The organism is Eudoraea sp. (genome assembly GCF_039969275.1).
Lineage (GTDB): Bacteria > Bacteroidota > Bacteroidia > Flavobacteriales > Flavobacteriaceae > Eudoraea.
Genome location: NZ_JBDVOC010000010.1, coordinates 427,030 through 453,291, shown reverse-complemented (window position 1 = coordinate 453,291; position 26,262 = coordinate 427,030). Strand labels below are relative to the sequence as shown.

26 protein-coding genes are annotated in these 26,262 nt (G+C 38.0%); 15 read left to right on the top strand and 11 right to left on the bottom strand.

The genetic code is table 11. The annotated features are described in order from the left end of the window. Nucleotides 1-226: 226 nt before the first annotated feature. Together ABJH90_RS09895 and ABJH90_RS09890 are read right to left on the bottom strand one after the other, a co-directional pair. On the bottom strand, nucleotides 227-1,306 hold the full coding sequence (locus ABJH90_RS09895; RefSeq protein WP_348138861.1) for an AI-2E family transporter: 1,080 nt from the start codon (nucleotides 1,304-1,306) through the stop codon (nucleotides 227-229). A 26-nt stretch (nucleotides 1,307-1,332) separates the two neighbouring features. Next, nucleotides 1,333-1,638, bottom strand: coding sequence for a hypothetical protein (locus ABJH90_RS09890; protein WP_348138859.1), 306 nt, complete (start codon nucleotides 1,636-1,638; stop codon nucleotides 1,333-1,335). A gap of 302 nt (nucleotides 1,639-1,940) precedes the next feature. On the opposite strand from ABJH90_RS09890, the gene ABJH90_RS09885 reads away from it, so the two are divergent. Beyond that, the gene (locus tag ABJH90_RS09885; RefSeq protein WP_348138857.1) at nucleotides 1,941-2,639 is read left to right on the top strand and encodes a hypothetical protein; all 699 of its coding nucleotides are present in this window, start codon (nucleotides 1,941-1,943) and stop codon (nucleotides 2,637-2,639) included. A gap of 372 nt (nucleotides 2,640-3,011) precedes the next feature. Here the strand turns inward: ABJH90_RS09885 and nadA are convergent, their stop codons facing one another. Then, nucleotides 3,012-3,938, bottom strand: a complete 927-nt coding sequence (gene nadA, locus ABJH90_RS09880) for a quinolinate synthase NadA (RefSeq protein ID WP_348138855.1) — start codon at nucleotides 3,936-3,938, stop codon at nucleotides 3,012-3,014. Nucleotides 3,939-4,165: 227 nt separating this feature from the next. Between nadA and ABJH90_RS09875 the strand changes: the two genes are divergently transcribed. From ABJH90_RS09875 to ABJH90_RS09865, 3 genes are all read left to right on the top strand, one after another. Continuing rightward, on the top strand, nucleotides 4,166-4,600 hold the full coding sequence (locus ABJH90_RS09875) for a hypothetical protein (protein WP_348139373.1): 435 nt from the start codon (nucleotides 4,166-4,168) through the stop codon (nucleotides 4,598-4,600). A gap of 75 nt (nucleotides 4,601-4,675) precedes the next feature. Beyond that, nucleotides 4,676-6,280: an MFS transporter gene (locus tag ABJH90_RS09870; protein ID WP_348138853.1), complete on the top strand. Its 1,605-nt coding sequence runs from the start codon at nucleotides 4,676-4,678 to the stop codon at nucleotides 6,278-6,280. A gap of 33 nt (nucleotides 6,281-6,313) precedes the next feature. Continuing rightward, nucleotides 6,314-8,749, top strand: a complete 2,436-nt coding sequence (locus tag ABJH90_RS09865; RefSeq protein ID WP_348138851.1) for a glycosyl transferase — start codon at nucleotides 6,314-6,316, stop codon at nucleotides 8,747-8,749. Nucleotides 8,750-8,771: 22 nt separating this feature from the next. On the opposite strand, the gene ABJH90_RS09860 is transcribed toward ABJH90_RS09865, so the two are convergent. The 3 genes from ABJH90_RS09860 to ABJH90_RS09850 all read right to left on the bottom strand — a co-directional run bounded on the left by ABJH90_RS09860 (nucleotide 8,772) and on the right by ABJH90_RS09850 (nucleotide 10,343). After that, nucleotides 8,772-9,185, bottom strand: coding sequence for a DUF6691 family protein (locus tag ABJH90_RS09860; protein WP_348138849.1), 414 nt, complete (start codon nucleotides 9,183-9,185; stop codon nucleotides 8,772-8,774). Then, on the bottom strand, nucleotides 9,182-9,745 hold the full coding sequence (locus tag ABJH90_RS09855; protein WP_348138847.1) for a YeeE/YedE thiosulfate transporter family protein: 564 nt from the start codon (nucleotides 9,743-9,745) through the stop codon (nucleotides 9,182-9,184). Before ABJH90_RS09855 ends, ABJH90_RS09860 begins: the two co-directional genes overlap by 4 nt. Nucleotides 9,746-9,869: 124 nt before the next feature. After that, a complete protein-coding gene (locus tag ABJH90_RS09850; RefSeq protein WP_348138845.1) occupies nucleotides 9,870-10,343 on the bottom strand; it encodes a hypothetical protein in 474 nt (157 codons plus the stop codon). A gap of 218 nt (nucleotides 10,344-10,561) precedes the next feature. Here ABJH90_RS09850 and ABJH90_RS09845 point away from each other — a divergent pair, with 218 nt between their 5' ends. Then, nucleotides 10,562-11,362 (top strand): DUF1080 domain-containing protein, encoded by an 801-nt coding sequence (locus tag ABJH90_RS09845; RefSeq protein WP_348138843.1) that lies wholly within the window; start codon nucleotides 10,562-10,564, stop codon nucleotides 11,360-11,362. Nucleotides 11,363-11,416: 54 nt separating this feature from the next. Further along, on the top strand, nucleotides 11,417-12,391 hold the full coding sequence (locus ABJH90_RS09840; RefSeq protein WP_348138841.1) for a metallophosphoesterase: 975 nt from the start codon (nucleotides 11,417-11,419) through the stop codon (nucleotides 12,389-12,391). Between the two features lie 219 nt (nucleotides 12,392-12,610). Here the strand turns inward: ABJH90_RS09840 and ABJH90_RS09835 are convergent, their stop codons facing one another. From ABJH90_RS09835 to ABJH90_RS09815, 5 genes are all read right to left on the bottom strand, one after another. Continuing rightward, nucleotides 12,611-13,333, bottom strand: coding sequence for a head GIN domain-containing protein (locus ABJH90_RS09835; protein ID WP_348138839.1), 723 nt, complete (start codon nucleotides 13,331-13,333; stop codon nucleotides 12,611-12,613). A 209-nt stretch (nucleotides 13,334-13,542) separates the two neighbouring features. Next, a complete protein-coding gene (locus ABJH90_RS09830; protein ID WP_348138837.1) occupies nucleotides 13,543-14,187 on the bottom strand; it encodes a hypothetical protein in 645 nt (214 codons plus the stop codon). Between the two features lie 153 nt (nucleotides 14,188-14,340). Beyond that, nucleotides 14,341-15,435 (bottom strand): hypothetical protein, encoded by a 1,095-nt coding sequence (locus tag ABJH90_RS09825; protein WP_348138835.1) that lies wholly within the window; start codon nucleotides 15,433-15,435, stop codon nucleotides 14,341-14,343. Next, nucleotides 15,416-15,961 (bottom strand): hypothetical protein, encoded by a 546-nt coding sequence (locus ABJH90_RS09820; RefSeq protein ID WP_348138833.1) that lies wholly within the window; start codon nucleotides 15,959-15,961, stop codon nucleotides 15,416-15,418. The genes ABJH90_RS09825 and ABJH90_RS09820 overlap by 20 nt, the downstream gene beginning before the upstream one ends. 2 nt (nucleotides 15,962-15,963) lie before the next feature. Then, entirely contained in the window at nucleotides 15,964-16,512 is a 549-nt protein-coding gene (locus ABJH90_RS09815; protein WP_348138831.1) for an RNA polymerase sigma factor, read from the bottom strand. 288 nt (nucleotides 16,513-16,800) lie between these two features. Here ABJH90_RS09815 and ABJH90_RS09810 point away from each other — a divergent pair, with 288 nt between their 5' ends. The 9 genes from ABJH90_RS09810 to fabG all read left to right on the top strand — a co-directional run bounded on the left by ABJH90_RS09810 (nucleotide 16,801) and on the right by fabG (nucleotide 26,258). Beyond that, a complete protein-coding gene (locus ABJH90_RS09810) occupies nucleotides 16,801-18,612 on the top strand; it encodes an acyl-CoA dehydrogenase (protein WP_348138829.1) in 1,812 nt (603 codons plus the stop codon). A gap of 65 nt (nucleotides 18,613-18,677) precedes the next feature. Beyond that, entirely contained in the window at nucleotides 18,678-19,454 is a 777-nt protein-coding gene (locus tag ABJH90_RS09805; protein ID WP_348138827.1) for a glucose 1-dehydrogenase, read from the top strand. A 28-nt stretch (nucleotides 19,455-19,482) separates the two neighbouring features. After that, nucleotides 19,483-20,694 (top strand): acyl-CoA dehydrogenase family protein, encoded by a 1,212-nt coding sequence (locus tag ABJH90_RS09800; RefSeq protein ID WP_348138825.1) that lies wholly within the window; start codon nucleotides 19,483-19,485, stop codon nucleotides 20,692-20,694. An 8-nt stretch (nucleotides 20,695-20,702) separates the two neighbouring features. Then, on the top strand, nucleotides 20,703-21,773 hold the full coding sequence (locus tag ABJH90_RS09795; RefSeq protein WP_348138823.1) for a phosphotransferase family protein: 1,071 nt from the start codon (nucleotides 20,703-20,705) through the stop codon (nucleotides 21,771-21,773). 71 nt (nucleotides 21,774-21,844) lie between these two features. Then, the gene (locus ABJH90_RS09790) at nucleotides 21,845-22,603 is read left to right on the top strand and encodes an SDR family NAD(P)-dependent oxidoreductase (RefSeq protein ID WP_348138821.1); all 759 of its coding nucleotides are present in this window, start codon (nucleotides 21,845-21,847) and stop codon (nucleotides 22,601-22,603) included. A 46-nt stretch (nucleotides 22,604-22,649) separates the two neighbouring features. Beyond that, complete coding sequence (locus tag ABJH90_RS09785; protein WP_348138819.1) at nucleotides 22,650-23,423, top strand: enoyl-CoA hydratase/isomerase family protein; 774 nt, start codon at nucleotides 22,650-22,652, stop codon at nucleotides 23,421-23,423. A 7-nt stretch (nucleotides 23,424-23,430) separates the two neighbouring features. Then, nucleotides 23,431-24,459, top strand: a complete 1,029-nt coding sequence (locus tag ABJH90_RS09780) for an NADP-dependent oxidoreductase (protein WP_348138817.1) — start codon at nucleotides 23,431-23,433, stop codon at nucleotides 24,457-24,459. Beyond that, the gene (locus ABJH90_RS09775; protein WP_348138815.1) at nucleotides 24,440-25,414 is read left to right on the top strand and encodes an NADPH:quinone oxidoreductase family protein; all 975 of its coding nucleotides are present in this window, start codon (nucleotides 24,440-24,442) and stop codon (nucleotides 25,412-25,414) included. The genes ABJH90_RS09780 and ABJH90_RS09775 overlap by 20 nt, the downstream gene beginning before the upstream one ends. 106 nt (nucleotides 25,415-25,520) lie before the next feature. Continuing rightward, nucleotides 25,521-26,258 (top strand): 3-oxoacyl-ACP reductase FabG, encoded by a 738-nt coding sequence (fabG, locus tag ABJH90_RS09770; RefSeq protein WP_348138813.1) that lies wholly within the window; start codon nucleotides 25,521-25,523, stop codon nucleotides 26,256-26,258. Nucleotides 26,259-26,262: the final 4 nt, after the last annotated feature.

Here is a 26,262-nt window from a genome sequence, read left to right as displayed (position 1 = left end):
TTTCATTATTTATTTCTAATTTAGAGATGATAAAATTATCTATTGAAGTTAATTCAAAATAAATTAAAACATGCCGAGGCTCATTATTTTTTCGAGTTTCGGGTTTAGACTTTTAATTTTATTAATAAGTTTCCTATGTGTTCGTTAGTTTTATATGCCTTACGAGGATCAAAATAGGGTGCAATTTGCGGAATGGGTTGATACTACATAAAACCAAAAGAATCAGTTATTCCTTAACTGTTTCTTCTGATTCATTAAGCCAAGCAATGAATAGCTTGTATCCTATCGAGAGGATAATAGCGCCAGAAAATAACCCTATAAAACCGAAAAACATGAACCCTCCAACCGCTCCAAGAAAGATGACCAATATAGGTACGGGCGCACCTTTTCCCATTAGCAGGGGCGTTAGCACATTATCAGCACCAGAAATAATAATTAATACAATTGTCCAGATTGTGGCAACCAATGGATCGTGAACAGAATAAAGATATACGGCTATTGGAATGGTTACCAATACAGGAGGTATTTGTAGTATGGCAAATATCAATATAAACAATGCCCACAATCCAGCGAATGGCACTCCTGCCAGTGTGAATCCAATTCCAGCAAGGATGCCTTGAATCAGAGCAACTCCTAATATACCTCTGGTAACATTATTGATCGTGATAACCGTTAGTTCACTGACCTTTGCACCACTGGGTCCCATAAGCCTTGTGAATAATTTCTTGAAAGTTTTATCGGCAGGTTCTGAAAATACTAGAAGAATACCGGCGATGATAAAGGAAACAAGGAACAACAGCATGCTTTTGCTCAAATTAACCGCAGAGCCTACTACGGTTATTCCGATTTCTTCTAACTGCTCCTGGTATTTATTAAATGCATTTTCTAGATTATCGTAAGCAGCTTGCCAGGCTTCGCTAATTTTTTCGCCAATTAAAGGCCAATCTGAAACACTTTCATTTGGTGGCGGGATAATTACTGTCCCGCTTCGCAAATCACTCCCGATTTTATGTATTCCATCATACATCGAATCAATCAAAAAATAACTGGGAACAATAATAATTAACAGGAAAAACAAAGTCAGCAACAAAGCTGCAAGTTTCTCCCTGCCACCTATCCACCTAGTAATTTTCTTGTACAGTGGTGATACTGCTACTGCAATGATAGCGCCCCATAAAAATGGATTAAGAAAAGGCAATATGATGCCTATACAAATAGCAATCGTTACCACCAAAAGGATCAGCCTTATTGCCACATCTATGGTGACTTTCGAAATTTCGTTAATGTTTTTGTCAGAATTACTCATACTATATAAATTTAATTTTTAGTTGATTAAGGATTTCTTAAATAAACGGTGTCTTGTCCGGGCACCCAACCACCGCCCAGAGCTCTATACAGGTCAATGGTTGAAGAGAGCTGCAATTGTAAAGCTTTTGAAGCAGCCACCTTTGAATTGAATTCAGATCGCTGAAGGTCAAGTATCTCAAGGTAATTTGTTAACCCATTATCGTATCTCACCCATGCAAGCCTAACAGCATATTGCGCTGATTCCACCTGGTTTTTCCGGATATGATATTCATTACCGTAACGCTCAACGATTCTAAGTTTTTTTTGGTCATTGAAACGCACTTTGCTCAAAGTTACCAACTTTTGTAAATGTTCATGTTATTTCTTGACAATTAATTCTCTCCTGATCCGAATTTTTATGACCGCTATTTCAAGATTTCAAATCCGACTGAAGCACCTTCACAACAATAGGTTCCATATGTTAGAATATTATCAAAAGCGCATGCAATTCAGATGCCACAGACTGCTTAATTTTTTTAATTTAGAAAATGACTAAATAGCCTCTAAATACATTATCTTGGTTAACATAAGTGGGCGTTCATGAATAACTATATCTTATGGTTATGTACAATTGGAAATAGAAATAATATTGAATGACAAACATAGATATTTACAAACCGTTTTTAAAGCTCGCAGCTATTTGCTCATTTCTTGGGGCATTGACAACAGTCTTATTGATTTTTCTACCAAATACGGTAGCTACCGATTTCGAATCTCAAACACTGCTATATGAAAATAGACTGTACTTAAGTAAACTTTGGATTTTGTTTATTCATCCGCAGGTAAATATTTTGGCAGCCCTGGGAATTGCCCTTCTGTTATGGAAAAAACACCCCTTACATATCATAGTTGGAACCTTATTTTTACTGGTTTGGGCACTGGCAGAAATTTCCCAACAGTCATTATTGATCGATAGCTTGAATCAAATTTGGCGACCAGGATATATCGAGGCAGAAAATGAAGTAACCAAAAATATGTTTAAGACCCTTATTAATGCTGCAAATGGAATTTCTGACAGCAAGTATTTTTTGGTTATTTATGGCTTTGGGATAGGCTCTTTACTCTACGGAATGGCATTCGTTCAAGAAAAAGGTTGGGAAAAATGGATTGGAGTAGCGCTCTTATTCATTGGGTTATTAAGTATTTCCTCGTTTGTAAGATATTATTTAGGAGTAAGCTCCCTTAATACCATTGTAAATTGGTCCTATGAATGGATATATCCTTACCTGCAACCCTTGGTCAGAATAGCAATTGGGATATGGATTTTCAAAGAAATTAAGAAAAGTGCCTAACACTGTATATGAAAACACAGCACACTTAGTGATGCTACGCTTCATATACCACCCGTTGCAGCACTTTGCGCATAGGTAGTAGAAAAAATACATGAAGTCACTAATACCTGGTATAAGATTTAAATAAGTTGAGACAGTTTGTATTTTAAAAACCAGGTAACGTTTGCCCCCTCGCTGGCGCGAGCATCTCGCTCGTGCCTTTTTCCAACCACCAACAAAATAAAAAGCTGTGATGCTATACAGTTTATCTATTAAGCATTCTGTATTACAAAACACGGAACCACGAATTATCTTTGGTATTCTTAAGATAGCTTATCTTAGTTTACATAATAGGAAGTTCATAGTTAACTATGTCTGTTGTTGAAATCATGGTTATTTTGAAAGGTCCAACATATGTTGGATTGGGACCAAAGCCTTTTCCCTGATAGCTCTGGGAACATTGATCTGCGGGCTTTCATTAAGTAAACAATTATATAATTTTTGTAGCGTATTTACTTTCATATAGCCACATTCACTACAGGCACAAGTATTATCTTCTTCTGCAGGGGCAGGAACCAATTGAGCATCGGGGACTTCTTGTTTCATTTTATGCAAGAGACCAGCTTCTGTTGCGACAATAAATTTTTCTGTTGGATACTCTTTTACATAATTTATCATTCCGGAGGTAGAACCGATATAACTGGCAGTATTTAATATGTGTTCTTCAGATTCAGGATGGGCAATAATTATTGCATCCGGATGTTCTTTGTAGAGCGCCAATAATTTATCAATACTGAAGGCTTCATGTACTATGCAACTCCCATCCCATAGCAGCATGTTTCTACCTGTTTTTTTTATGATATACTTTCCTAAATTTCTATCGGGAGCAAAAATGATAGGTTTATCCTTAGGAATAGATTCTACGATTTTTAGAGCATTTGAAGAAGTACAAACTATATCAGACATTGCTTTTACCTCAGCACTACAATTTACATAAGTAATAACGACATGGTCCGGATGGGCGGCTACAAACTTCCGAAAAACATCCGGCGGACAAGAATCTGCTAATGAGCATCCTGCATTCAAATCGGGTAAGACAACCGTTTTTTCAGGGTTTAGTATTTTCGCGGTTTCTGCCATAAAATGAACTCCGGCAAATACAATTATATCTGCATTTGTTGCCGCGGCCATTTGAGATAACCCTAAACTATCACCAACATAATCTGCTATTTCCTGTATTTCAGGAGGTTGATAATAATGCGCCAAAATAATTGCATTCTTCTCGTTTTTCAGTGCTGCTATTTTTTCTTTCAAATTCATTTTCAGGGTTTTGAAGAATTTATTTGCAATCTTATGCTATTTATGCGGTAAATAAAATGATTTGTATCATGATTTCCTTAAACATGGCTAAAATATAGTTAGCCCTTATGTTCCTTGATTTATAATGCAAAATATATAACCTATTGCCCAATTTATAATAATATTTGCACAGTGTGATTTTTCACAAACATTTTTTTACTTTTAAAGCTTACTAACTGCTGATCAATATGAGAATAATAAAATTACGTTATCCCAAATATATTCTAGCCACAATCTTCGTTTTTTCATTTTTTAACCCCTCTGTTGTTCTTTCTCAAGAAAATAATAAAGAATTGAAAAATATTCCTTTTAGCTCGCACATGCAGAACATTGACACCAAAATTGATAGCCTGCTTTCCCAATTAACCTTGGAAGAAAAAGTGGCTATGTGCCATGCCCAATCTAAATTTAGTACCCCTGGTATGCCTCGTTTGGGAATACCCGAAGTCTGGATGTCTGACGGCCCACATGGGGTAAGGGGAGAAATTTTAATTGATATTGCTGATTTAAAATATTACGAAGAATCTATTTCAAATTGGCGCCTGGAAAAAGGGGAATATATGATTTGTGAAGGAAACGCCTCTGATAATATTGTGAAGAAATTAAAAATTAGTATTGATTAAACACGCCTCAGCACCCATCTTATGGATAACAATTTACCCAATGAGGCTGGTTTTACTTTTCAAAATAAATAGCACATGTCTGTAACAAAAAAAATATCAATAAAGGAAAAAATTGGATATGCCTTAGGGGATGGTGCTGCAAACATTGCCTGGAGAGGAGTAGCTACCTTTTTATTTATTTTTTATACAGATGTTTTTGGATTGAGCCCCGTTACTGTTGGTGTATTGATGCTGGTTGCTCGCTTTAGTGATGGTATTAGCGATGTGTTGATGGGTATTATTGGTGACAGGACAAAATCTAAGTACGGAAAATTTCGCCCTTGGATTTTATGGACAGCCATTCCGCTTGCCGCCATTCTATCTTTACTATTTACCAGTCCTGATCTTGGATCTTCGGGTAAAATTATTTATGCCTATATAACCTATATATTTTTCACACTAATCTATACCGCTAATAATGTTCCTTACGGAGCGCTAATGGCGGTAATGACGGGTGATGACAGAGAGAGGACAAGTTTAGGTTCTTTTAGAATGGTTGGAGCTTTTGGAGGTGGTATGATTGTACAGGGAGCTTTACTTTTTTTAGTCGCTTATTATGGAAATGTTAACCCTGCAATAGAGGTTAATGAACTGGACAATGAAAAATTCAGCGTTGTAGTTTCTGTCGCTGAGGATATTGAGAATGTTAATATTAAGACTGAAGATGGAATTGCAATGTTCACTTGGGATGATAATACTATGGATTTTGAAGAAAATGTTCCAACTCCCAGAAAGAGTTTTTCTATGAAGGCAGATAAGAAGTATGCATTTATTGTTGCCGGAGAGTCTAATATAAACGCAAGTAAGATTTCAATTATAGATCAAAAGCGAGGTTACAGTAATTCAATGTATTTGATGTCTGTTTTCCTGGCTCTTTTTATGTTTATTACATTTTATACTACTAAGGAAAGAGTTCAACCTCCAAAGGCACAAAAAAATAATTTAAAGCAAGATTTTAAAGATTTAATTTCAAACAAACCATGGCTTGTATTATTGGTCATCGGACTATTATTCAACATATACAATTCTATAAAGCAAGGTATTGTTATCATTTATTTTACTCATTATTTAAATAATCAACTGTTAGCTGCATCCTTTCTGGTTGGCTTGATGATCGCTTCTGTGGCCGGCGCAATGATTACCGCACCTTTAGGAAAGAAATTGGGTAAACGTAATTTATTTATATATGCACTGATATTTTCAGGTGGAGTAAATGCCTTACTAGCTTTTTGCGGGCCAAATGATATTGAAGCCATTTTTTCGATTGGAATTGCATCTGAATTGGCAGCGGCTATTTTTCCTACTTTGTTTTTTGTAATGCTTGGTGATGCAGCAGATTATTCAGAGTTTAAAAACGGACGAAGAGCTACGGGACTAATATATTCAGCGGGGTCATTTGCAACTAAATTTGGAGGTGGCATCGCAGGTGCAATAATTGGTTTGATACTAGGCGCTTTTCATTATAACGGGCAGGATACCGAAGCTATAAAAGGAGCAGTTCCCGGAATCATAATGCTGATGAGTTGGGTGCCGGCAATCATTACAGTAATAGCAGCCGGTTTAATGCTTCTTTACCCGCTCAATCAAAAAAAGCTTGATGAAATTACCCTGGAGTTGAATAAGAGAAGACAAGACGAATAAAGACCTAATAAGAAAATTTTAAATATCCGCAATATGAAGTACGGACACTTTGATGATGAGAATAGAGAGTATGTAATTACAAATCCCAAAACACCTTATCCCTGGATCAATTACTTAGGGAATGAGGATTTTTTCTCACTTACCTCCAATACCGGTGGAGGTTACACCTTTTATAAGGACGCCAAATTCCGTAGGTTAACCCGTTACAGATATAATAATATTCCTGTAGATAACGGGGGCAAATATTTTTATGTTAAAGATGGTGATACTACCTGGTCTCCCGGCTGGAAACCTGTTAAAACAGAACTGGACCATTATGAATGTCGCCATGGCATGAGCTATACCAAATTCAAGGGCTCTAAGAATAAACTGGAGGTAGCAGTACTTCAATTTATCCCACTTGGCTTCTGGGGAGAGATTCAGAAAGTAACGGTAAAAAATGCTTCCCCCGGTATCAAAAAAATAAAGTTGTTTTCCTTTATAGAATGGTGTTTGTGGAATGCGGAAGATGATATGACCAATTTTCAGCGAAACTTCTCCACTGGCGAAGTTGAAGTAAAGGACTCTGTGATCTATCACAAGACAGAGTTTAAGGAGCGCCGTAATCATTATGCTTTTTATTCGGTAAACAGCCCTATTGATGGCTTTGATACAGACAGGGAAACCTTTATTGGTCTTTACAATGATCTGGATTCCCCGGATGTAGTCAGTGCAGGGCAATCAAAAAACTCGGTTGCCCATGGCTGGTCGCCAATTGCATCGCATTGTCTGGAAATTGAGCTTAAGCCCGGAGAAGAAAAAGAATTGATCTTTATGCTGGGGTATGTGGAGGTAGAGAAAGATAACAAATGGGAAAGCAAGTCGGTCATTAATAAACAACCGGCACAGGAGATGATCTCTGCCTATGACACGGTAGAGAAAGTAAATAAAGCCTATGAAGAGCTAAGGACCTACTGGGATAATTTATTGGGCAAGATCTCAATTGAATCCGGAGATGCCAGACTGGATAGAATGGTTAATATCTGGAATCAGTACCAATGTATGGTTACCTTTAATATGTCTCGTTCAGCCTCTTTCTTTGAGTCTGGTATTGGTCGGGGAATGGGGTTTCGGGATTCAAATCAGGATCTTATCGGTTTTGTACATCAAATTCCGGAAAGAGCCAGGGAGCGTATTTATGACATTGCCTCTACCCAGTTTGAAGATGGTTCCTGTTATCATCAGTATCAACCCCTGACAAAAAAAGGTAATGCCTCAGTGGGCGGCAACTTTAATGATGATCCACTCTGGCTGATTCTCTCTACAACCGCTTATATAAAGGAGACAGGTGACTTTTCCCTATTGGATGAAATGGTACCTTTTGATAATGATCCCACACGAGCGAAAACCCATTTTGAACATTTGAAAGCTTCTTTTTACCATGTGGTAAATAATTTGGGTCCGCATAAATTACCCTTAATAGGCAGGGCCGATTGGAATGACTGCCTTAATTTAAATTGCTTCTCTGAGGATCCTAATGAATCCTTTCAAACTACAGAGAACCAAAAAGGAGGTACTGCAGAATCTTTAATGATAGCAGGACTATTTGTGGTATACGGAAAAGAATATGTAAAGCTTTGTAAGCGTATTGGAAAAGAGAAAGAAGCTAAAGAAGCTCAGGTACATGTAGATGCCATGATTGAAGCAGTAAAAGCACATGGTTGGGACGGGGAATGGTTTTTACGCGCATATGATTATTTTGGCAATAAAGTGGGATCTTCAGATAATGAAGAAGGTAAAATATTCATTGAATCTCAAGGCTGGTGTACTATGGCCGAAATTGGAAAAGAAAATGGAATGGTGGAGAAATCTTTAAATGCGGTGAAGGAACACCTGGATTGTGAATACGGAATTGTCCTGAATTATCCAGCCTTTACCAAGTATTATATTGAGTACGGTGAAATTTCAACTTATCCGGCGGGTTATAAGGAGAATGGCGGTATCTTTTGCCATAACAACCCCTGGATTATGATTGGCGAAACAATGCTGGGGCGCGGAGATCAGGCTTATGAATACTACACAAAAATAGCACCTAGTTTTCTGGAGGAATTGTCGGAATTGCATAAAGTAGAACCCTATGTCTATTGCCAGATGATAGCAGGTAAAGAGGCACAAAAGCCGGGTGAAGCAAAAAATTCGTGGCTGTCGGGTACGGCCTCCTGGAATTTCTACGCTATTACACAACATATTTTGGGAATCAGCCCAGAATACGATGGGTTATCAATTAATCCTTGTATCCCTTCTGGATGGGATGGCTTTAAAATGAAAAGGGTGTTTAGGGATGTTACTTATAATATTAATGTTAAAAACCCGGAACATATAAGTAAAGGGATAAAAAAAATACTGGTAAATGGCACCGCCATTGATTCTAATATTGTTCCTATTCTGGAAAAGGGTAAGGAACATACTGTGGAAGTGATAATGGGGTAATGAATTTAAAAAACCGCATTTATTAATGAGGAAGTTTGTTTTTTAGTACACCGTATACAAATGTGCCAAATACAGCTGCAGCAATAACGATTAGCATACTTATTACACCTGTACCAAATAGAACATATAAGGGCCCGGGGCAAGCACCTGCAAGTGCCCAGCCAAGACCGAAAACCGTACCGCCCGCAATATAACGTACAAAGCCGCTGTCTTTTGGTATCAGATGAATTTTATTGCCTTCAATATTTTTTATCCTCAGGATTTTAAATAGCCCAATAAATAAAACGCCAAGTAAAACGGCAGAGCCAATGATACCATACATATGAAACGCTTGAAATTTGAACATTTCATAAATCCTGTACCAGGAAACAGCTTCAGATTTTACGAGGACTATTCCAAAGAAAATGCCTACCAATAAGAATTTTAAAACTTTCATGGGCTGAATATTATAGGTAATAGTAAATGGGTCATTATTAAGCCCCCAATAAAAAATCCAACAACTGCAATTAGCGAAGGCCATTGAAGATTGCTGAGCCCTGTAATCGCATGACCCGATGTACAACCACCCGCGTACCGTGTTCCAAAACCAACCAGGAAACCTGCTATAATAAGAATGGCCATTCCCTTTATTGTTAAAACATTATCCCATGCATAAATTTCAGAGGGTAAAAGATTCTCACCTGCATTGCTAAATCCTAGTTGGCCAAGGTCCGCCACGGTTTGAGAATTTAGGGCAATAGTAGAACCATCAGACAAAAAAGTAACAGCCACATAGCCACCAATAATGGCGCCCAGAACTACAACAAGGTTCCAGCGATAAGCCTTCCAGTCGAAACGGAAGAAATCAGAATATTTTCCGGCACCGCTAATACTACATAGGGTTCTGAGCGTAGTTGACATGCCAAAGGTTTTGCCAAAATAAATCAGCAATAACATTACGAGTGTTATCAAAGGTCCTGAAACATACCAGGGCCAGGGTTTAAGCAGATATTCCATTTCCTTTATTTATAAAAAACATAACTCAATAATTGTCGGATTCATGGAGTATAAATTACTCGCATGAAACTTGTTTAAAGATGATTTTTGCAACTTTAATTTCTTTGAAATAAAAATGATTATATTATTGTTTTGTGTAAACTTCACTCATAAATCCAGGCAGGTCCTCATTTGTAGTGCTCGTTAACCTGTCACCACTTAGATTATATACAATCAAGGTAGTATTTATAAATAAGGACAGCTGCGAATTTTGAAATTGCCAGAGTCCTGAAGAGGTATTACTTGTGCCGCTACACCTAATATCAAAAAGCCCGCCTGTAATGGTAGTAATTTCTAAATTAGCAACGGTTGAGCTCCACGTACCGTCATTATTTATAATAAGTGTTCCTGTTGCGCAGGGAAGTTCAGTCAAAATATTCGAAGTTGTATTTCCATTTTCGTTAATATCCTGGGGCGGATTAATATTTAGTTCGGCCAAACTCCAGGTACCTATAACTGCATCATTGTTATCCACAGTGGGAGCATTATCGTCCGAAGAGCAAGCCTGTAAAATAAATATAAAGACAATTAGGGGTATTATAACCTTAATCTTTTTCATTGCTTTTTTTTTTAATTCTGAATCAAATGTAAATGATTTTGATGATAATAGATCAATTTTCGTAATTGGAATAGTTCAACCGATAGGAACAGCGGTTTTATATTATGGGGTCCGGTAGCAATTAATAGCTATTATATAGCATAAAAACCATTAGATTTGAATAAATGTATTTTAAGCATAACCTGGAGCATATTTTGGAAAAATAAAATTTATTGAAGATGAAAAAATTAAAACCAATACTGTTCATCACGGCTATTTTAAGTATAATATCCTGGGTGGTTGTGAGTACTGAAAAAATTGGTAATGCCACAGAAGATTGGCATTATCTTTTTAACGGAAAGAACCTGGAGGGTTGGGTGGTTAAAGTGCATCATCATGAATTGGGTGATAACTATGCGAATACTTTTCGTGTTGTTGATGGGAAAATTCAAATTAACTATGATGATTATGATGCATTTAATGACAGATTTGCACATCTGTTCTATAATGAGTCCTTCTCGTCTTATCACTTAAAATTTGAGTATAAATTTACAGACCAGTGGTTAAAAGATGCTCCTGTTTATACGTATAGGAATAGTGGTGTTATGTTTCATTCTCAGGATCCCAAAACCATTTTAAAAGAACAGAACTGGCCTGTTTCTGTGGAATACCAAATATTAGCCGATGAGGGAAATGGAGTTCCCCGCCCAACCGGCAATATGTGCTCGCCTGGAACGGATGTACTGTATAATAATGAAATTGATCCCAGACATTGTATCAGCTCTTCTTCTAAAACGTATAAATGGGATCGGTGGGTAAGCGGAGAATTAATTGTATATGGTGATTCTCTGGTGACGCATATTGTCAATGGTAAAGAAGTATTGCAGTATAGCAAGCCTCAAATAGGGGGTGGGGTGGCAGACGGATTTGATCCTGCAATTAAAATTGATGGTAAACTGCTAAAAGAAGGGTATATAGGATTGCAATCTGAAGGTCAGGGCATCGAATTCAGGGAAATAAGAATTAGAAAATTAGATTAATCAATCAGACACTATGCAGTTTGGCAAAGTCTGAAAAGAAGTATTTTAAAGACTATGAAATCTTATAAATTATTATTAATCATCCTGGGATTATTCTTTTTAAGCTGTAAAACTAGTAAAGAACCCACGCCAAAATTTCAACATGATATTAAAATGGGGCCAACCCCCTGGACCAGTGATCTTTTTGAATTAGAGGAGGAGGATTTCACATTTGCCATCATCTCAGATTTAAATGGAGGTGAGCGGGAAGGGGTTTACAGTACGGCTGTATCCCAATTAAACAGATTGGACCCAACTTTTGTTCTTAGTGTAGGCGATTTAATTGATGGAGGTACCGAAGACTCTATACAACTGGCTAAAGAGTGGGATTCTTTTGATGCCCGTACTTCAAAACTTAATATGCCTTTTTTTTATTTAGGGGGTAACCACGATCTGACAAATCCGAGGATGAGGGAATTCTGGAAAAATAGATTTGGACCACGTTACTATCATTTTGTTTACGAAGATGTTTTATTTTTAATGATGGACTCAGAGGACTATACTGAAAAGCGGATGTTAGAGATTTACCATGCGCGAGCTGAAGCCCTTAAAATTATAAATGGTGATATTGAGGGAATTTACGAAGAGTCTGAATATTTCAATATGCCCGAGCGTCGACTTGGAGGTATGAGTGAGGATCAATTGCTTTATTTTAAAAATGTCCTCAATCAATATCCCAGCGTAAAATGGACTTTTGTTTTAATGCACAAGCCACTTTGGAGGAGAGAAGATGATAAAGGTTTGGGACAATTGGAAGCAGTTTTATCTAATCGAAATTATACCGTACTTAACGGTCATTTACATTCCTTTTCACACAGGATCAGAAACAAAATGGATTATATGGTCCTGGGAACAACAGGGGGAAGCCAAAAGACGGGTGATTCTCTTGCTTTTGATCATGTAACCCTGGTGAGAATGGCACAAAAACCAATAATTACACATTTAAAAATGGATGGTATTTTAAATGAAACTGGTAAAGTTCCTGATTAGGCTTTAGCCTGCTTCCAGGAGTATGGTTTAAAAGAAAGCAACCTGGTTCTAGCACCATTATTTACCCGCGAATGTCATTCGAAATGACAATATCAAAGAAGTGAAAATTATATAGGAGCAGCTGTAAACATTTTTTATAGCTGCTCCTTTAGTATCTTTTGGTTTAATGATACTTTACTAATTACCAATTATGCTCACATTAATTCTGATTGTTTTGATCTATTCTTTTTTAATAAGTTGTGAGGCTCCGGTCAAATGCTTTTCAGTTACTAAAGCACCTCCTTCATAGGTAAGTGAACTGGCTCCGGCAGCATCTATTTTAATTGTCTCTGATACAGAAAGTTGGGCATTACTGGCTCCGGAAAGAGCAATAGTTAAATTTTTGACTAAAAAATCATAGTTGAGCAATTCGCTACCACCTGACAACTCTGCCTTGAATTCACCAGTTTTCCCGAAAATATCTATTTTGGAAGCACCTTCAGCTTCAAGTTCTAAATTATCAGTATTTAGCTGACCAGTAAAAATAGAAGCGCCAGATAAGTCAATTTTAGCTGATTCTGCTGTTAGTTCAGATTCCAGGGTTATCGTGGAAGCCCCGGTGGCGAGATAATAGTCAATGTTCTTTGTGGTAATGTAAACATTCATTGTTGCGTTTCCGCGAATATTGGTAAGTTCCTTAAGCTTAATTTCCAGATTGTTGTCTTTCATTTCTACAACCACAAGATTTTGAATATCTTCATTGGCTTCAACAATTATTTTTTCTTCAGTATCCGAGAAGGTAACAAATGCATTAAAGGTACTGGCTACTTTCAGTCCTGTAAATCCTTTGAGGTTTACTTCAACCCTGCTTACTTGGCCAGAAACATTTACAGTTTCTTTTTCACAAGATGTCAGTATTACTATTACGAAGATTAAACCGGTTAATAAAGTTGTTTTTTTCATTTTCTTATAATTTATTTTAGTACTATTTTAAGTTTTTATTTGATCCCATTAGGGGTATCCATTGAAAGTTTATTGGAGACCATTCAGTGTTTCCTTGATTGTCTATTGTATCGTTTTTTACAAAAACATTATTGTTTTTGGAGTATACATACTGTGTACGTATCAGCCAATGTGCAGAGCTTCCAGGAGGTATAGTATTTTTTACCATCTTAAATTTTCTTTTTGTATCTGTTTCTACCCATATTGAATACGCCCACCTTAACACCAATTCCTACAGAGAAACCATTAATATCAGAAACCAGGCCGGGTTGAAAATCAGTGCTGCTTGAAAACCTGTACTTTAAGCCCGCTTCTAGCTGTACATATCGTGAAATATTGTAGAGAATATTGACCCCTGGTTCAAATACAAATATGGCATCCCACTCATCAACGTCTGTAAAGGGGTCATCAATATCCCCGTTTAAATAGCCCACGGCGCCACCCCCTATAAGTACGGGAAACGACACGTTAACCCGGGATTTTCCAAATAAAATAGGCTCTAAATGTAATCCTCCGTAACCACCAACAAGGTCTCCATAGGAAAATGAACTACTTTGGGCATTTTGTTCCGAATAAAGTCCCACTCCAATTATTCCCACTTCGAATTGCTGATTGGCCACATAAGCTATTTTTACGCTGCCCAAATAAGTGTCTTTTTTATCAATTTTACCATAAGACCCTGCAATTCCCAGGTATATGCCATGTACCACATTTTTGCGATCATTAAACTCCACGTAGTCATTAGATTCTTGGGCATTGGTAAAGGCAACAACTTGTAACAGGATGAGAAGGAATAGTAATTTTTGATGTTTCATGATTTAATTATTATTTGATTGATGTAGTAATAGACAACCCATTTTTAAAATAGTTGCATTTCTTATTATTTATTTTAAACAATGGTATTTTAATATTTTGGATCAGGTCTTTTTAAGAGCTAGTTATCGTAATTTTAATGGAAGTTGGATAGTTTACTTCTGTTCTTTAAGTACTACCACGCCTTTATTTCCGATTAAGGACACCTTACCCTGCATTTTTTTTCCATATGTAGCTTCAATTTCACGGATTTTTTTTACATCATTTACCATCTTTGAATTAATGTTTTCAAAGGTCTTAGGAATCCTTAGTAATCCCTCTTCCAAAACGGCATCAAATACGAAGGATGTTCCACTAATATTAAGACTGACATCCGAGGACTCCTGGTTAATAAAAACTACAGGATTTGGTTTAAGAAATTGGGAAACTTTAAAATCCGTGACCTTAGTGCTAATATTAATAGTATTACCAACACTTTTCACAAGTGCAGTAGTAAATTTTAGCTCTCCCTCAATAGAGCCAATTTCTCCTATAGTTATTTCATCCTTATTCGAATGGATATCAAGCGTAGTTACGTTTTCTATTTTAATATTTGTGCCACGGCTATTAATCCGTAGATCTCTGGATTCATCAATAGTAATGTCACCGTTCTTTGACCTAAGATTACCGTAACCGACAGAACGGGCCTTTAATTTCCCGTAGTCTATGGTAATGTCTGCATTATCAATGTTCTCATTAATCCAGATATCGCCATGTGCAACTATAGCTTTAAGATTTCCTGCCCATCCGTCAATAACAACATCACCAAATTTGTTATTTATCTCCAATTCGGCATTGGAAGGCAGCATAATGATATAATCTATTTTAAGATTACTTCGACTAAAATCTAAAGGACTCTCATTGGTAAAATATTTGGCAATAAATCCTGTTTTTTTAGCCTGTATTTCTGAGGTCACCGCCACATAATTGTCCATAACCTTGAAATCAGGAATAACGCGTTCTAAAAGACTTTCCGCGTTTTCTTTCTTCTTACCGGTAGCGGTAATGTCTATTACTATTTCAACTTTGTTTTGATCCCAGCCCCTCACAGTAATATTTCCGTATTCGTTGTTAACCTGTAATTCCCCGGCCCCATTCATTTCAAAAGAATTTTCTATCCTCTTAGTTACCTTCTGCTGAGCCGTTGTAGAATGGCTTAATGCGAGAATAACCATTATAACCAGTAGTTTTTTATAAATTGTATCCATCATTTTCATCTGTTATTTTGGATTCGTTTATTTGTTGCAATAAATTTTCTATGAGTTCAATTCTTTTTTTATAATTGGTAATGATGGCCTCCAGAACAATTTCGCTGTCCAAGTTTTTTTTCATTTCCAATTTTAATACCTCATATTCTTCATCCAGTTCATCTATAAAACCTAAAAATTCCTCTTTATCGTTTTCTGAGAGTTTAGGGTGATCTTTTACCAACTGTATCTGGTGAGAGACTAAAGCCTTATAGTGCATATCAATACCCTGTAATTCTTTGGTGACCAGACTATCCTGATATTTTTGATTTCCCGTATTGAATAAAGTAACCCCTATGATTCCTGATAGCCCTAGTACCAATAAAATACTGGCAGCAATTCGGACCATGGATATCCTCCAAAGCTGTATAACCTTGGGCTGAGGATCACCCAATTTAGCCGAAATATTTCCCCAAAGTTTAGCTTTATCAGGTTCGTGTATATCAAACAATTCTTTGTTCGACCGTATATGTTTTTCAAATTTGTCCATTATTAGCTGCTAATAATTGTGATTAATTTTTTTTTGGCTCTGTGGTACTGAGATTTTGAAGTAGCTTCAGAAATCTCGAGTATCTGTGCAATCTCTTTATGTGCATAACCTTCTATTAAATAAAGATTTATGATCTGTTTATACCCGGCAGGTAGTTTTTCAATTCCGTTAATGATGTTTTGGATATCCTTTTGTTCACTCTTTTGATCACTCTTTTCATTCTCATCTTCATTCAGGTAATATTCATGGTTTTCAATTGGCGTAATTGCTATACGCCTTGTTTTAAGGTGGTTAATACTTTTATTTATTACTATTCTTTTTAACCACGAACCAAATGTGCTTTCATACCTAAAGTTTTTTAGGTTTTTAAATGCCTCAACAAAACTATCCTGGAGTACATCCTCAGCATCTTCTTTTATTCCTATCATTCGCATACCAACATTGTACATGGCGTCCACATAGAGTTCATACAATTGGTATTGTGATGTTCTATCTCCCAACTTGCTTTTTTCAACAAGATCTTTATGCGTATAACGTATATTGGCTTTCAACTAGATCAGGCCTTGGTTAGTTCTATTTTTGAATTATAAATTTCATTCACTTCTAAAGACAAGCTAAAAACGAAAGGGTTGCACCAGAATAAAATAATTTCGAAATAAATTGACAAAATGGATATTTTGGCTACCAAAAATTACATGTCATTCGAAATGCCTATCTTGAGGTTATATGTCGATTATTGTAGCCTAGATGTTACAAATATTGGCAGGCAAATAGAAAATTTTATTAAGATTTTGATTGGTAATCCTATTTTATAAATACAGGACACCTAATAAAAGTATATGGAAAACAAATATCTGGATATCAATACCCTTAAATTTTTACTTTACGAAGTACACGATCTTCAAATTGTTTTAGATCAGAGTCGTTTTAATGACTATGACCAGGAATCTGTAGACCTTTTTTTAAACGCTGTCAAGGATTTTTCGGACAGGGAGATGTTCCCATTTTTTCGTGAAATGGATGAGCAGCCTGCCCGTTTTGAAGATGGAGAAATAATTGTCCATCCACAGGTGAAAAATTACATAAAAAAAGGAGGGGAAATGGGACTTGTTTCCGGACTTTTTGATTATGAAATGGGTGGGATGCAATTACCCGGGATGGTGGTTACTGCATCGGCTTATATCCAGGAAACAGCTAATAATCATTTGCCTGGTTACCTTGGATTGACCCTTGGGGCAGCAGAGTTGATTGTAAAATTTGGGAGTAAAGAGCTCAATGATAAATTCGTTCCTAAAATGCTTACTGGTGATTGGAACGGGACTATGTGCCTGACGGAACCCCAGGCAGGAAGTTCTTTATCTGATATTGTGACTTCAGCTGAACCTTCCGAAGACGGCTATAACATTTCAGGGCAGAAAATATTTATATCGGGAGGAGACTATAAAGGCGCCGAAAACATTGTTCATCTGGTATTGGCCAGAATCAAAGGGGCACCTGCAGGCACCAAAGGAATTTCTCTATTTGTTGTTCCTAAAAACAGGCAATCAGCTACTGGTGACCTTACATTTAATGATGTGACTACTTTTGCGGATTTTCAAAAAATGGGTCAGAAAGGCTATTGTACAACGCATCTTTTCTTTGGGCATAATGACGATTGTAAGGGATGGCTTGTTGGGGAACCCAATCAGGGATTAAAGTATATGTTCATGATGATGAACGGTGCCCGGATAGCTGTAGGACGGGGAGCTGCGGCTATTACTATGGCAGCTTATCAGGCATCTTTAGCGTACGCACGTGAAAGACCCCAGGGACGAAGCCTGACTAATACCGGTAAAAAAGATGTAGCGCAGGAGCAAACCCTTATCATAAACCACCCGGATGTTAAACGTATGCTTTTATTGCAAAAAGTTGTGGCAGAAGGATCCTTGAGCCTGGTATTACTTACCTCCAAATATCATGATTTATCAAAGACTCATACAGATCCGGAAGAAAGGGAAAGATATGAACAACTGCTTGAAATGCTAACACCAATTGCTAAAACCTATCCCTCTGAAATGGGATTGCTATCCGTTAGTAACGGTGTACAGGTCCTTGGGGGTTATGGTTTTTGTTCAGACTTTATTTTACAGCAATATTACAGAGACATCCGAATTTTTTCAATTTACGAAGGAACTACAGGGATTCAGTCATTGGATCTCTTAGGAAGAAAGATTACAATGAATAATGGCAAAGCATTACAATTGTTGTCGGCAGAAATAATGAAAAGCATAAAAAAAGCATCTGAACATGATGATCTTGTGCCTTATGCAAAGAAACTTGGAACAACTTTATCCTTAACAGAGGAAGTGTTGAATTTTCTGATGGATTTTGCTAAAAAAGGAGATTATGAACGATTTTTATCAGATGCTACGGTATTTATGGAATTTTTTGGAAATATTGTTTTAGGCTGGTTGTGGTTGGATATCGCTGTTAAATCTCAAAATGCGATGGTTTTGAGTGACACCAAATATTCATCCGCATTCTATGAGAGTAAGATCTCTGCGATGAAATTTTATTTTAAATATGAAATTCCTAAAACAAAGGCATTGGCTGAGGTTTTGATGGATAAAGATGTGTTGACTACAGCTAATGAAAATAAGTTGTTTACCTAGTGGACGTCATGGGGCATTAGTGAACGAAGAATTACCAATTTGAATAAAATAAGTTGAAATAAACTATGAGCAGTATAAAATCTAAATTTGACCTGAGTGGTAAAGTAGCTATAGTCACCGGATCAAGTAAAGGAATAGGGAAGTCTATTGCCAGGGGGCTGGCTGAAAATGGAGCCAAAGTAGTAGTAAGTAGTAGGAAGCAGGCAGCTGTAGACGAAGTTGCCGCTGAATTTAGGGAAGACGGCCTTGAGGCGGTGGGAATACAATGCCATATTGGCGATTCTGAACAACGTAAAACACTTATTGCTAAGACCATTGAACATTTTGGAAGCATAGACATCTTAGTGAACAATGCGGCCATAAACCCCTATTATGGTCCTCTGGAGGGCTCAGACGAAGCCGTCTTTGATAAGATAATGAATGTCAATGTCAAGGCGCCCTGGATTCTTTCTAATCTGGTCCTGCCTCACATGAAGGAAAAGGGTAGTGGTAGCATCATTAACATTTCATCGGTTGAAGGAATAACTCCTGGCTTTGGATTAGGATTGTACAGCGCCACTAAATCTGCTTTGATAATGCTAACCAAGAATCAGGCGAAAGAATGGGGCCGTTATGGGATTAGGGCAAATGTATTGTGTCCTGGTCTGATCAAGACTAAATTTAGTGAAGGATTATGGACAAATGACAAATTGGTTGCCGGATTAACAAAAGCCTTACCACTGGGTCGGATAGCTGCTCCCGAAGAAATGGCCGGAATGGTCATGTTGCTGGCATCTGATGCAGGATCTTATATGACAGGTGGAGTATATGTAGCAGACGGGGGGTACTTAATTTCAGGTTGACATTTGTTTACGGATTAAAATTAATGATATGAATTTTGAATACAGTGAAAAATCGCTTGCTTTCCAGGAAAAACTTAAGCTATTTATAGCTACGCATTTAATACCTGTACAGGAGGAAGTGGAAACTTTCCATAGAGACCCAACCAATATTTGGAAAAAATGGCCGGGCCTTGAGGCATTGAAACAAAAAGCCAAAGCTCAGGGACTTTGGAATTTGTTTATACCCGTGGGTTATGGAGCCTTAAGTCCGGGATTGACAAATTTGGAATATGCCCCATTGGCCGAGATCATGGGAAGGATACTTTGGTCCTCAGAAGTATTTAATTGCAGTCCCCCCGATACAGGTAATATGGAAGTCTTGGCGAAATACGGAACTTCTGAACAGAAGGAAACATGGCTTCAGCCATTAATGCAGGGCGAAATCAGATCTTCATTTTTAATGACAGAACCCGACGTAGCCTCCTCAGATGCAACTAATATTGAGACATCTATTGTAGCTGATGGCGATGATTATGTAGTAACAGGAAAAAAATGGTGGTCTTCAGGAGCCATGGACCCTAATTGCAGGATCACCATAGTAATGGGTAAGACTAGTTTTGATGCGCCCCGCCATCTGCAACACAGCATGATTTTGATTCCGATGGATACGCCCGGCCTGGAGGTTATAAGACCTCTAAGTGTTTTTGGATACCAGGATTCTCCCGAGGGCCATGCAGAAATCGTTCTAAATAAAGTTCGTGTACCAAAAAAGAATCTTATCCTTGGTGAAGGCAGAGGATTTGAGATAGCCCAGGGTCGCTTGGGTCCGGGAAGAATACACCATTGCATGCGATTAATAGGAATGGCACAACGTTCCCTGGAGTTAATGTCTCAAAGGGCCTCTGAACGCAGTCCGTTTGGCAGAACTTTAGATACCTATAGCAGTATTCGTCAGGAAATTGCGCATTCTCGTTGTGAAATAGAACAAACACGTCTACTGGTCCTTTCTGCTGCAGATAAAATGGATAGGGTTGGAAATAAGGAAGCAAAAGACCTGATTGCTATGATTAAGATAGTAGCTCCAAATATGGCCTTAAAAGTGATTGATAGGGCCATACAGATAATGGGTGGCAAGGGCGTTTGTGGAGATACCCCATTAGCGCACTTTTATGCCTCTGCCAGAACCTTGAGGCTGGCTGATGGCCCGGACGAGGTTCATCTAAGTCAATTGGGAAAAAATACAATAAAAAAATACACATAAGTCTGGCAATGCGGGTAAAGGAACTGACCAAAACTGTTCGAAAAGGAGAAGAGCTTCATGTGCAAAGCTTGAAAAAGTTCCTGTTGCAATGCAATTTGATCAATGATGAGAAAAGTGAATTAATCATCAGGCAGTTTTATAATGGATATTCTAATCTTACTTATCTGCTAAAAACAGAGGATAAGGAATACGTACTTCGTCGTCCGCCCTTTGCGGCACCAAAACGCGGTCATAATATGGGCAGGGAATTTAAAGTACTCTATAATTTGCATAAAGTATTTGATAAAGCGCCTGCGCCTTATGCATATTCAGAAGATGTTGATATTTTGGGAGCTCCTTTTTATTTAATGAAAAAAGTTGACGGAATAATTTTAACTGCTAATGAGGCCAGAGATCGTGCGGTCACTCCTAATGAATTTAAAACTATAGCGGATACATGGTTGGATGCCTATGTGGAACTCCATGATGTAGATTATAAAGCAGCCGGTCTTGAATCATTGGGAAATCCGGATGGCTATGTTGAGCGACAAGTTAGAAACTGGGGCAAGCAGTACCTTGCCGCGGCAACGGAAGAAGTTCCCTCCGCAAATAAGGTCATGTCATGGATGGAAAAGTATCAACCTGAAAACTATCATTACAGCCTTATCCATAATGACTATAAGTACGATAATGTAGTGTTTGTTGATGACCAATGGAAAAAAATAGCCGCAATACTGGATTGGGAAATGTGTACTTTAGGTGATCCTTTGATGGATTTGGGTACTTCCCTTGGGTATTGGACCACAGCCTCAGATGCTGATTTTTTAAAACAGGGGCTTCCATCTCCAACAACTATGGCAGGCAATCCTACCCGAACAGAAATCGTGCAGCAATATGCACTTAAAAGTGGCAGGGAGATAAATAACCTTACCTTCTATTTTGCATATGGTCTTTTTAAAATTGCGGTAATTGCCCAACAGATATATTATAGATTTAAGCACGGACATACAACAGACCCTCGTTTTGCGAACCTGAATACGGTTTCCGCCTTATGTTGCGATACCGCATGGAACGCCATTCAGAATGATAGTATTGACTGATAACATTAGTAATTTAAAATTTAAAACACAAAGCATAAAAGATCAAGGACGTTTGACAAAATAAAAGCAATATGCAATTAGAAAATAAGATTGTGATCATTACCGGAGCAGGAAGTGGAATAGGAGCTGCTTCAGCTTTATTGTTAGCTAAGCACAAGGCATTGGTCATTGTATCTGATCTGAATATTGAAAGAGCCCAAAAGGTAGCCGATCAAATAAACACTGCAGGAGGTAATGCTTTTACGTACCAGGCGGATGTATCTAAGTTTGAAGAAGTAGAGTTGTTAATAAGCCAAACGGTTCGGGATCATGGTAGGTTAGACGTCATGATAAATAATGCGGGTATAGGTGGTGAAAATCAAAGAAAGACAGCTGAACATACCCTTGAAGATTGGGACAATGTTATTGCTGTGAATCAGACGGGGGTATTCTATTGCATGAAAGTGGCTTTGCAGCAAATGATGAAGCAGGGACATGGGAATATTATAAATATCGCTTCACTGGCAGGCTTAAAACCCTCTGGTTACAACCTTTCCTATAGTGCCAGTAAGTTTGCGGTTGTAGGTATGACCAAATCGGCGGCCCTGGAATATGGGCGTAAGAATATTAGAATAAATGCAGTATGTCCGGGGTATACCCATTCGGCACTTTTAGACAAATTACTTGCAAGCAAACCTGATATGGGAGAAACCCTTAAAAGATTGATTCCTATGGATAGGTTTGGAGAAGCAGATGAAATTGCGGAAGCCGTAGCATGGCTAGCGTCTGATAATTCAAAATATATTACTGGTCAAACCATAACACTCGACGGTGGAACATCTTTATTATAAAATAATTTAAAAAACCAATGCTGAACAAAATAAAAATTTTACCCGGATGAATACATTAAAGATTATTAAGAAAGAGGGTTATACCATTATTCAGATGAACCGTGGTAAGGTAAATGCCATTAATTATGATATGGTTCAGGAGCTTAGGCAAGTGTTCCGCGATATTGAAAATGACAAAGCAGTGAAAGGAGCAATACTTACAGGGCAGCCACACTATTTCTCGGCAGGATTGGATTTAATAGAATTATTTCAGTACGACAAAAAGCAGATCGAAGATTTTTTTAATGTTTTTGGTGCACTTTTCATAGAACTAATGCAGATCACCAAACCTGTTATATCGGCAATTACCGGTCATTCCCCGGCGGGGGGCTGCGTTCTTGCAGTGGCAAGTGATAACCGAATTATGGCAGATGGAGAACAATATATTATTGGACTGAATGAGGTTGCTGTAAATATTCAAATTTCTCAGAACCTTGTAGAAACCTATGCCTTTTGGATAGGTCAGGGTTTGGCTAGCAGATATATTATGGAAGGGAAGCTGCTTAATGGAAAAGAAGCCTTGTCTGCCGGATTAGTGGACGAATTGGTTCCTTTAGAGCAGGTATTGCCAAAGGCTGAATCCAGGATGCAGCAGTATTTGCAAGCAGATCAGGAAATACTTCTTAACACAAAAAATAAGCTTCGAAAAAATTTACTCGCTAAACTTGATTTAAATGCTAAAAATTCGCTGAAAGAAGCTGCAACACTGTGGTGGAAACCTGAAATACGAACCAAAATGGAAGCATACGTAAAGAGTTTCTCAAATAAAAAGAAAGGATAAAACCGAAATGAAAAATATGAATAAACAATTGAAATTTGTAAAGAGACCGATAGGTGAGGCAGATGCTTCAACCTGGTCATTAGAGACTAATCCTATTCCCGAATTGCAGGAAGGGGAAATTCTGGTGAAACAACATTATGTTTCCCTTGACCCGGCTATGCGGGGTTGGATGAATGATTCCAAGTCCTATATAGAGCCAATGGCTATTGGATCAGTTATGCGCTCTGGCGCTGTTGGTGAGGTGGTGGCAGTTAATAAAAATCTCAACTTTAAAGTAGGGAATTATGTAGCCGGATTTGGGGGTGTACAGCAATATGCAATTTCGGATGGAAAGGATTTGCGTAATATAGATCCTAAGCTTGCTCCTCTTCCAACTTATTTAGGCACTTTGGGCATGACAGGCATGACAGCCTATTTTGGTATTCTTGAGGTAGGGAAAATAAAAGAAGGTGATATTGTGGTAGTTTCAGGAGCAGCAGGAGCGGTGGGGAGCATCGTAGGTCAAATTGCTAAAATTAAAGGATGCCGGGTTGTCGGCATTGCCGGGGGTAAGGAGAAATGTAAATATATTTTAGAGGAGTTGGGTTTTGACGCTGCTATTGATTATAAGAACGAGAATGTTGTAACCAGGTTGAAGGAAGAATGTCCAAAAGGCCTGGATGTTTATTTTGACAACGTAGGTGGCGAAATTCTTGATATTGCCCTGAGTAAACTGAGAATGCATGCCCGAATAGTGATATGTGGAGCCATATCGCAATACAACAATAAAACGGCCATAAAAGGACCCAGTAATTACCTTTCACTCCTGGTAAACCGAGCCACAATGCAGGGAATGGTGGTATTTGATTATGCACAAAGGTATGGCGAAGCTGCAAGGGCGATGGGTGCGTGGCTGGCAGAGGGAAAATTGAAAGGCAAAGAAGATATATATGAGGGAATTGAGAATTTTCCGCAAACCTATAAAAGGTTGTTTACAGGTGAAAAGTTAGGCAAACTGGTGCTAAAAGTAGTAGAAGATGAAGGCCATACGATGTAAAGAATTCGGACCGCCATCTTCTCTGGTTTTAGAAGAAATGTCCGGTTTAAAACCCAAAGCAAAAGAGGTGGTGGTGCAAGTAAAAGCCTGTGGAATAAATTTTCCTGACACATTAATTATCCAGGGTTTATACCAGTTTAAACCAGAGCTTCCATTCACTCCTGGAAGTGATATTGCCGGAATAGTTAAAGAAGTTGGCGAAGATGTACATCATCTGGCCATAGGAGATGAGGTCTTTGGATTTGTGTTCAGCGGAGGCTTTGCAGAGGAAGTTATAGTGCCTTCCAATACCTGTTTCCTGAAATCAAAGAAAATGAATTTCCCTGTTGCGGCTTCTTTTATGGTGGCATATGGCACCTCATATCATGCCCTCAAAGACAGGGCAAAACTGGCAAAGGGCGAGACATTACTAGTACTTGGCGCTTCGGGTGGTGTTGGTTTGGCTGCGGTGGAATTAGGTAAATTAATGGGGGCCAAGGTTATTGCAGCAGCGTCTTCTGAAGAAAAGTTAGAATTATGTCGCGAATATGGTGCTGATCAAACCATTAACTATTCCAAAGAAAATTTGAAGTCTGAAATAAAAAAATTGACAGATAACAAAGGGGTAGATGTTATATACGATCCTGTTGGTGGGGAATATTCTGAGGCGGCATTCAGAGGTATTGCATGGGAAGGGAGATATCTGGTAGTAGGATTTGCTTCCGGGACTATACCTAAAATGCCTTTAAACCTGCCTTTGCTTAAGACAGCTTCTATCGTTGGGGTATTTTGGGGCGATTTTGCCATGAGAAACCCCAAAGTGAATATGGAGAATACAAGGACCCTGATGCAATGGTATGATGAGGGCAGAATAAAACCCCATATCCATAAGATTTATGAGTTGAAGGAAACCTCCATGGCGTTACAGGAAATAATGGACAGAAAAGTCAGAGGTAAATTGGTAATAAAAGTTTAATGCCGTTCTTCTTCCTGATTATTTTGCTTTAGATTAAAGTTCTGCTTAGTTTAAAGGATCAAATTTCGCAAAGACGAAAAAAAATATAATTAATGAATCATACAAAATGAGACTTAAAGACAAAATTGCCATAGTTACCGGGGGTTCCCGTGGAATAGGGCAGGCCATATCCGAACTCTTTTCAAAAGAGGGTGCAACGGTAATTATTATGGACCTGTTACCGCAAGGACAGAAGGTAGCTGATAACATAAATGAGACCGGGGGAAAAGCGGAGTATCATCAGGTTTCTGTAACCGATAAACCTGCAGTAGAAAGGCTTTTCAAAAAAGTAAATGATAAATATGGTAAAATAGATATCCTTATTAATAATGCGGGAATCACAAGAGACAGAACGCTCGAAAAAATGAGTGAAGAAGAATGGGACGCCGTTATTGATGTCAATCTGAAAGGAGTCTTTATCTGTACACAGGCTGTAGTACCATATATGAAGGCCAATACGTATGGAAGGATTGTAAGCGCCGCCTCCAATGTAGGTTTAAGGGGTAATTTTGGACAGACGAACTATGCAGCCACCAAAGCAGGTGTTATTGCCATGGCAAAGACCTGGACGATGGAATTTGGCAAGTATGGCATAACCGCCAACGCCATAGCACCCGGTTTTACAATGACCGATATGGTAGATAAGATTCCGGAAGAACATTTTGCTAAAATTAAAGAAAGCATTCCCTTGCGCACTGTAGCTCAACCTTTAGATATAGCCTATGGTTATCTCTATCTGGCATCTGATGAGGCGCGCTTTGTTTCGGGGATATGCCTTACAATAGATGGTGGAACTTCAAGATAATTAA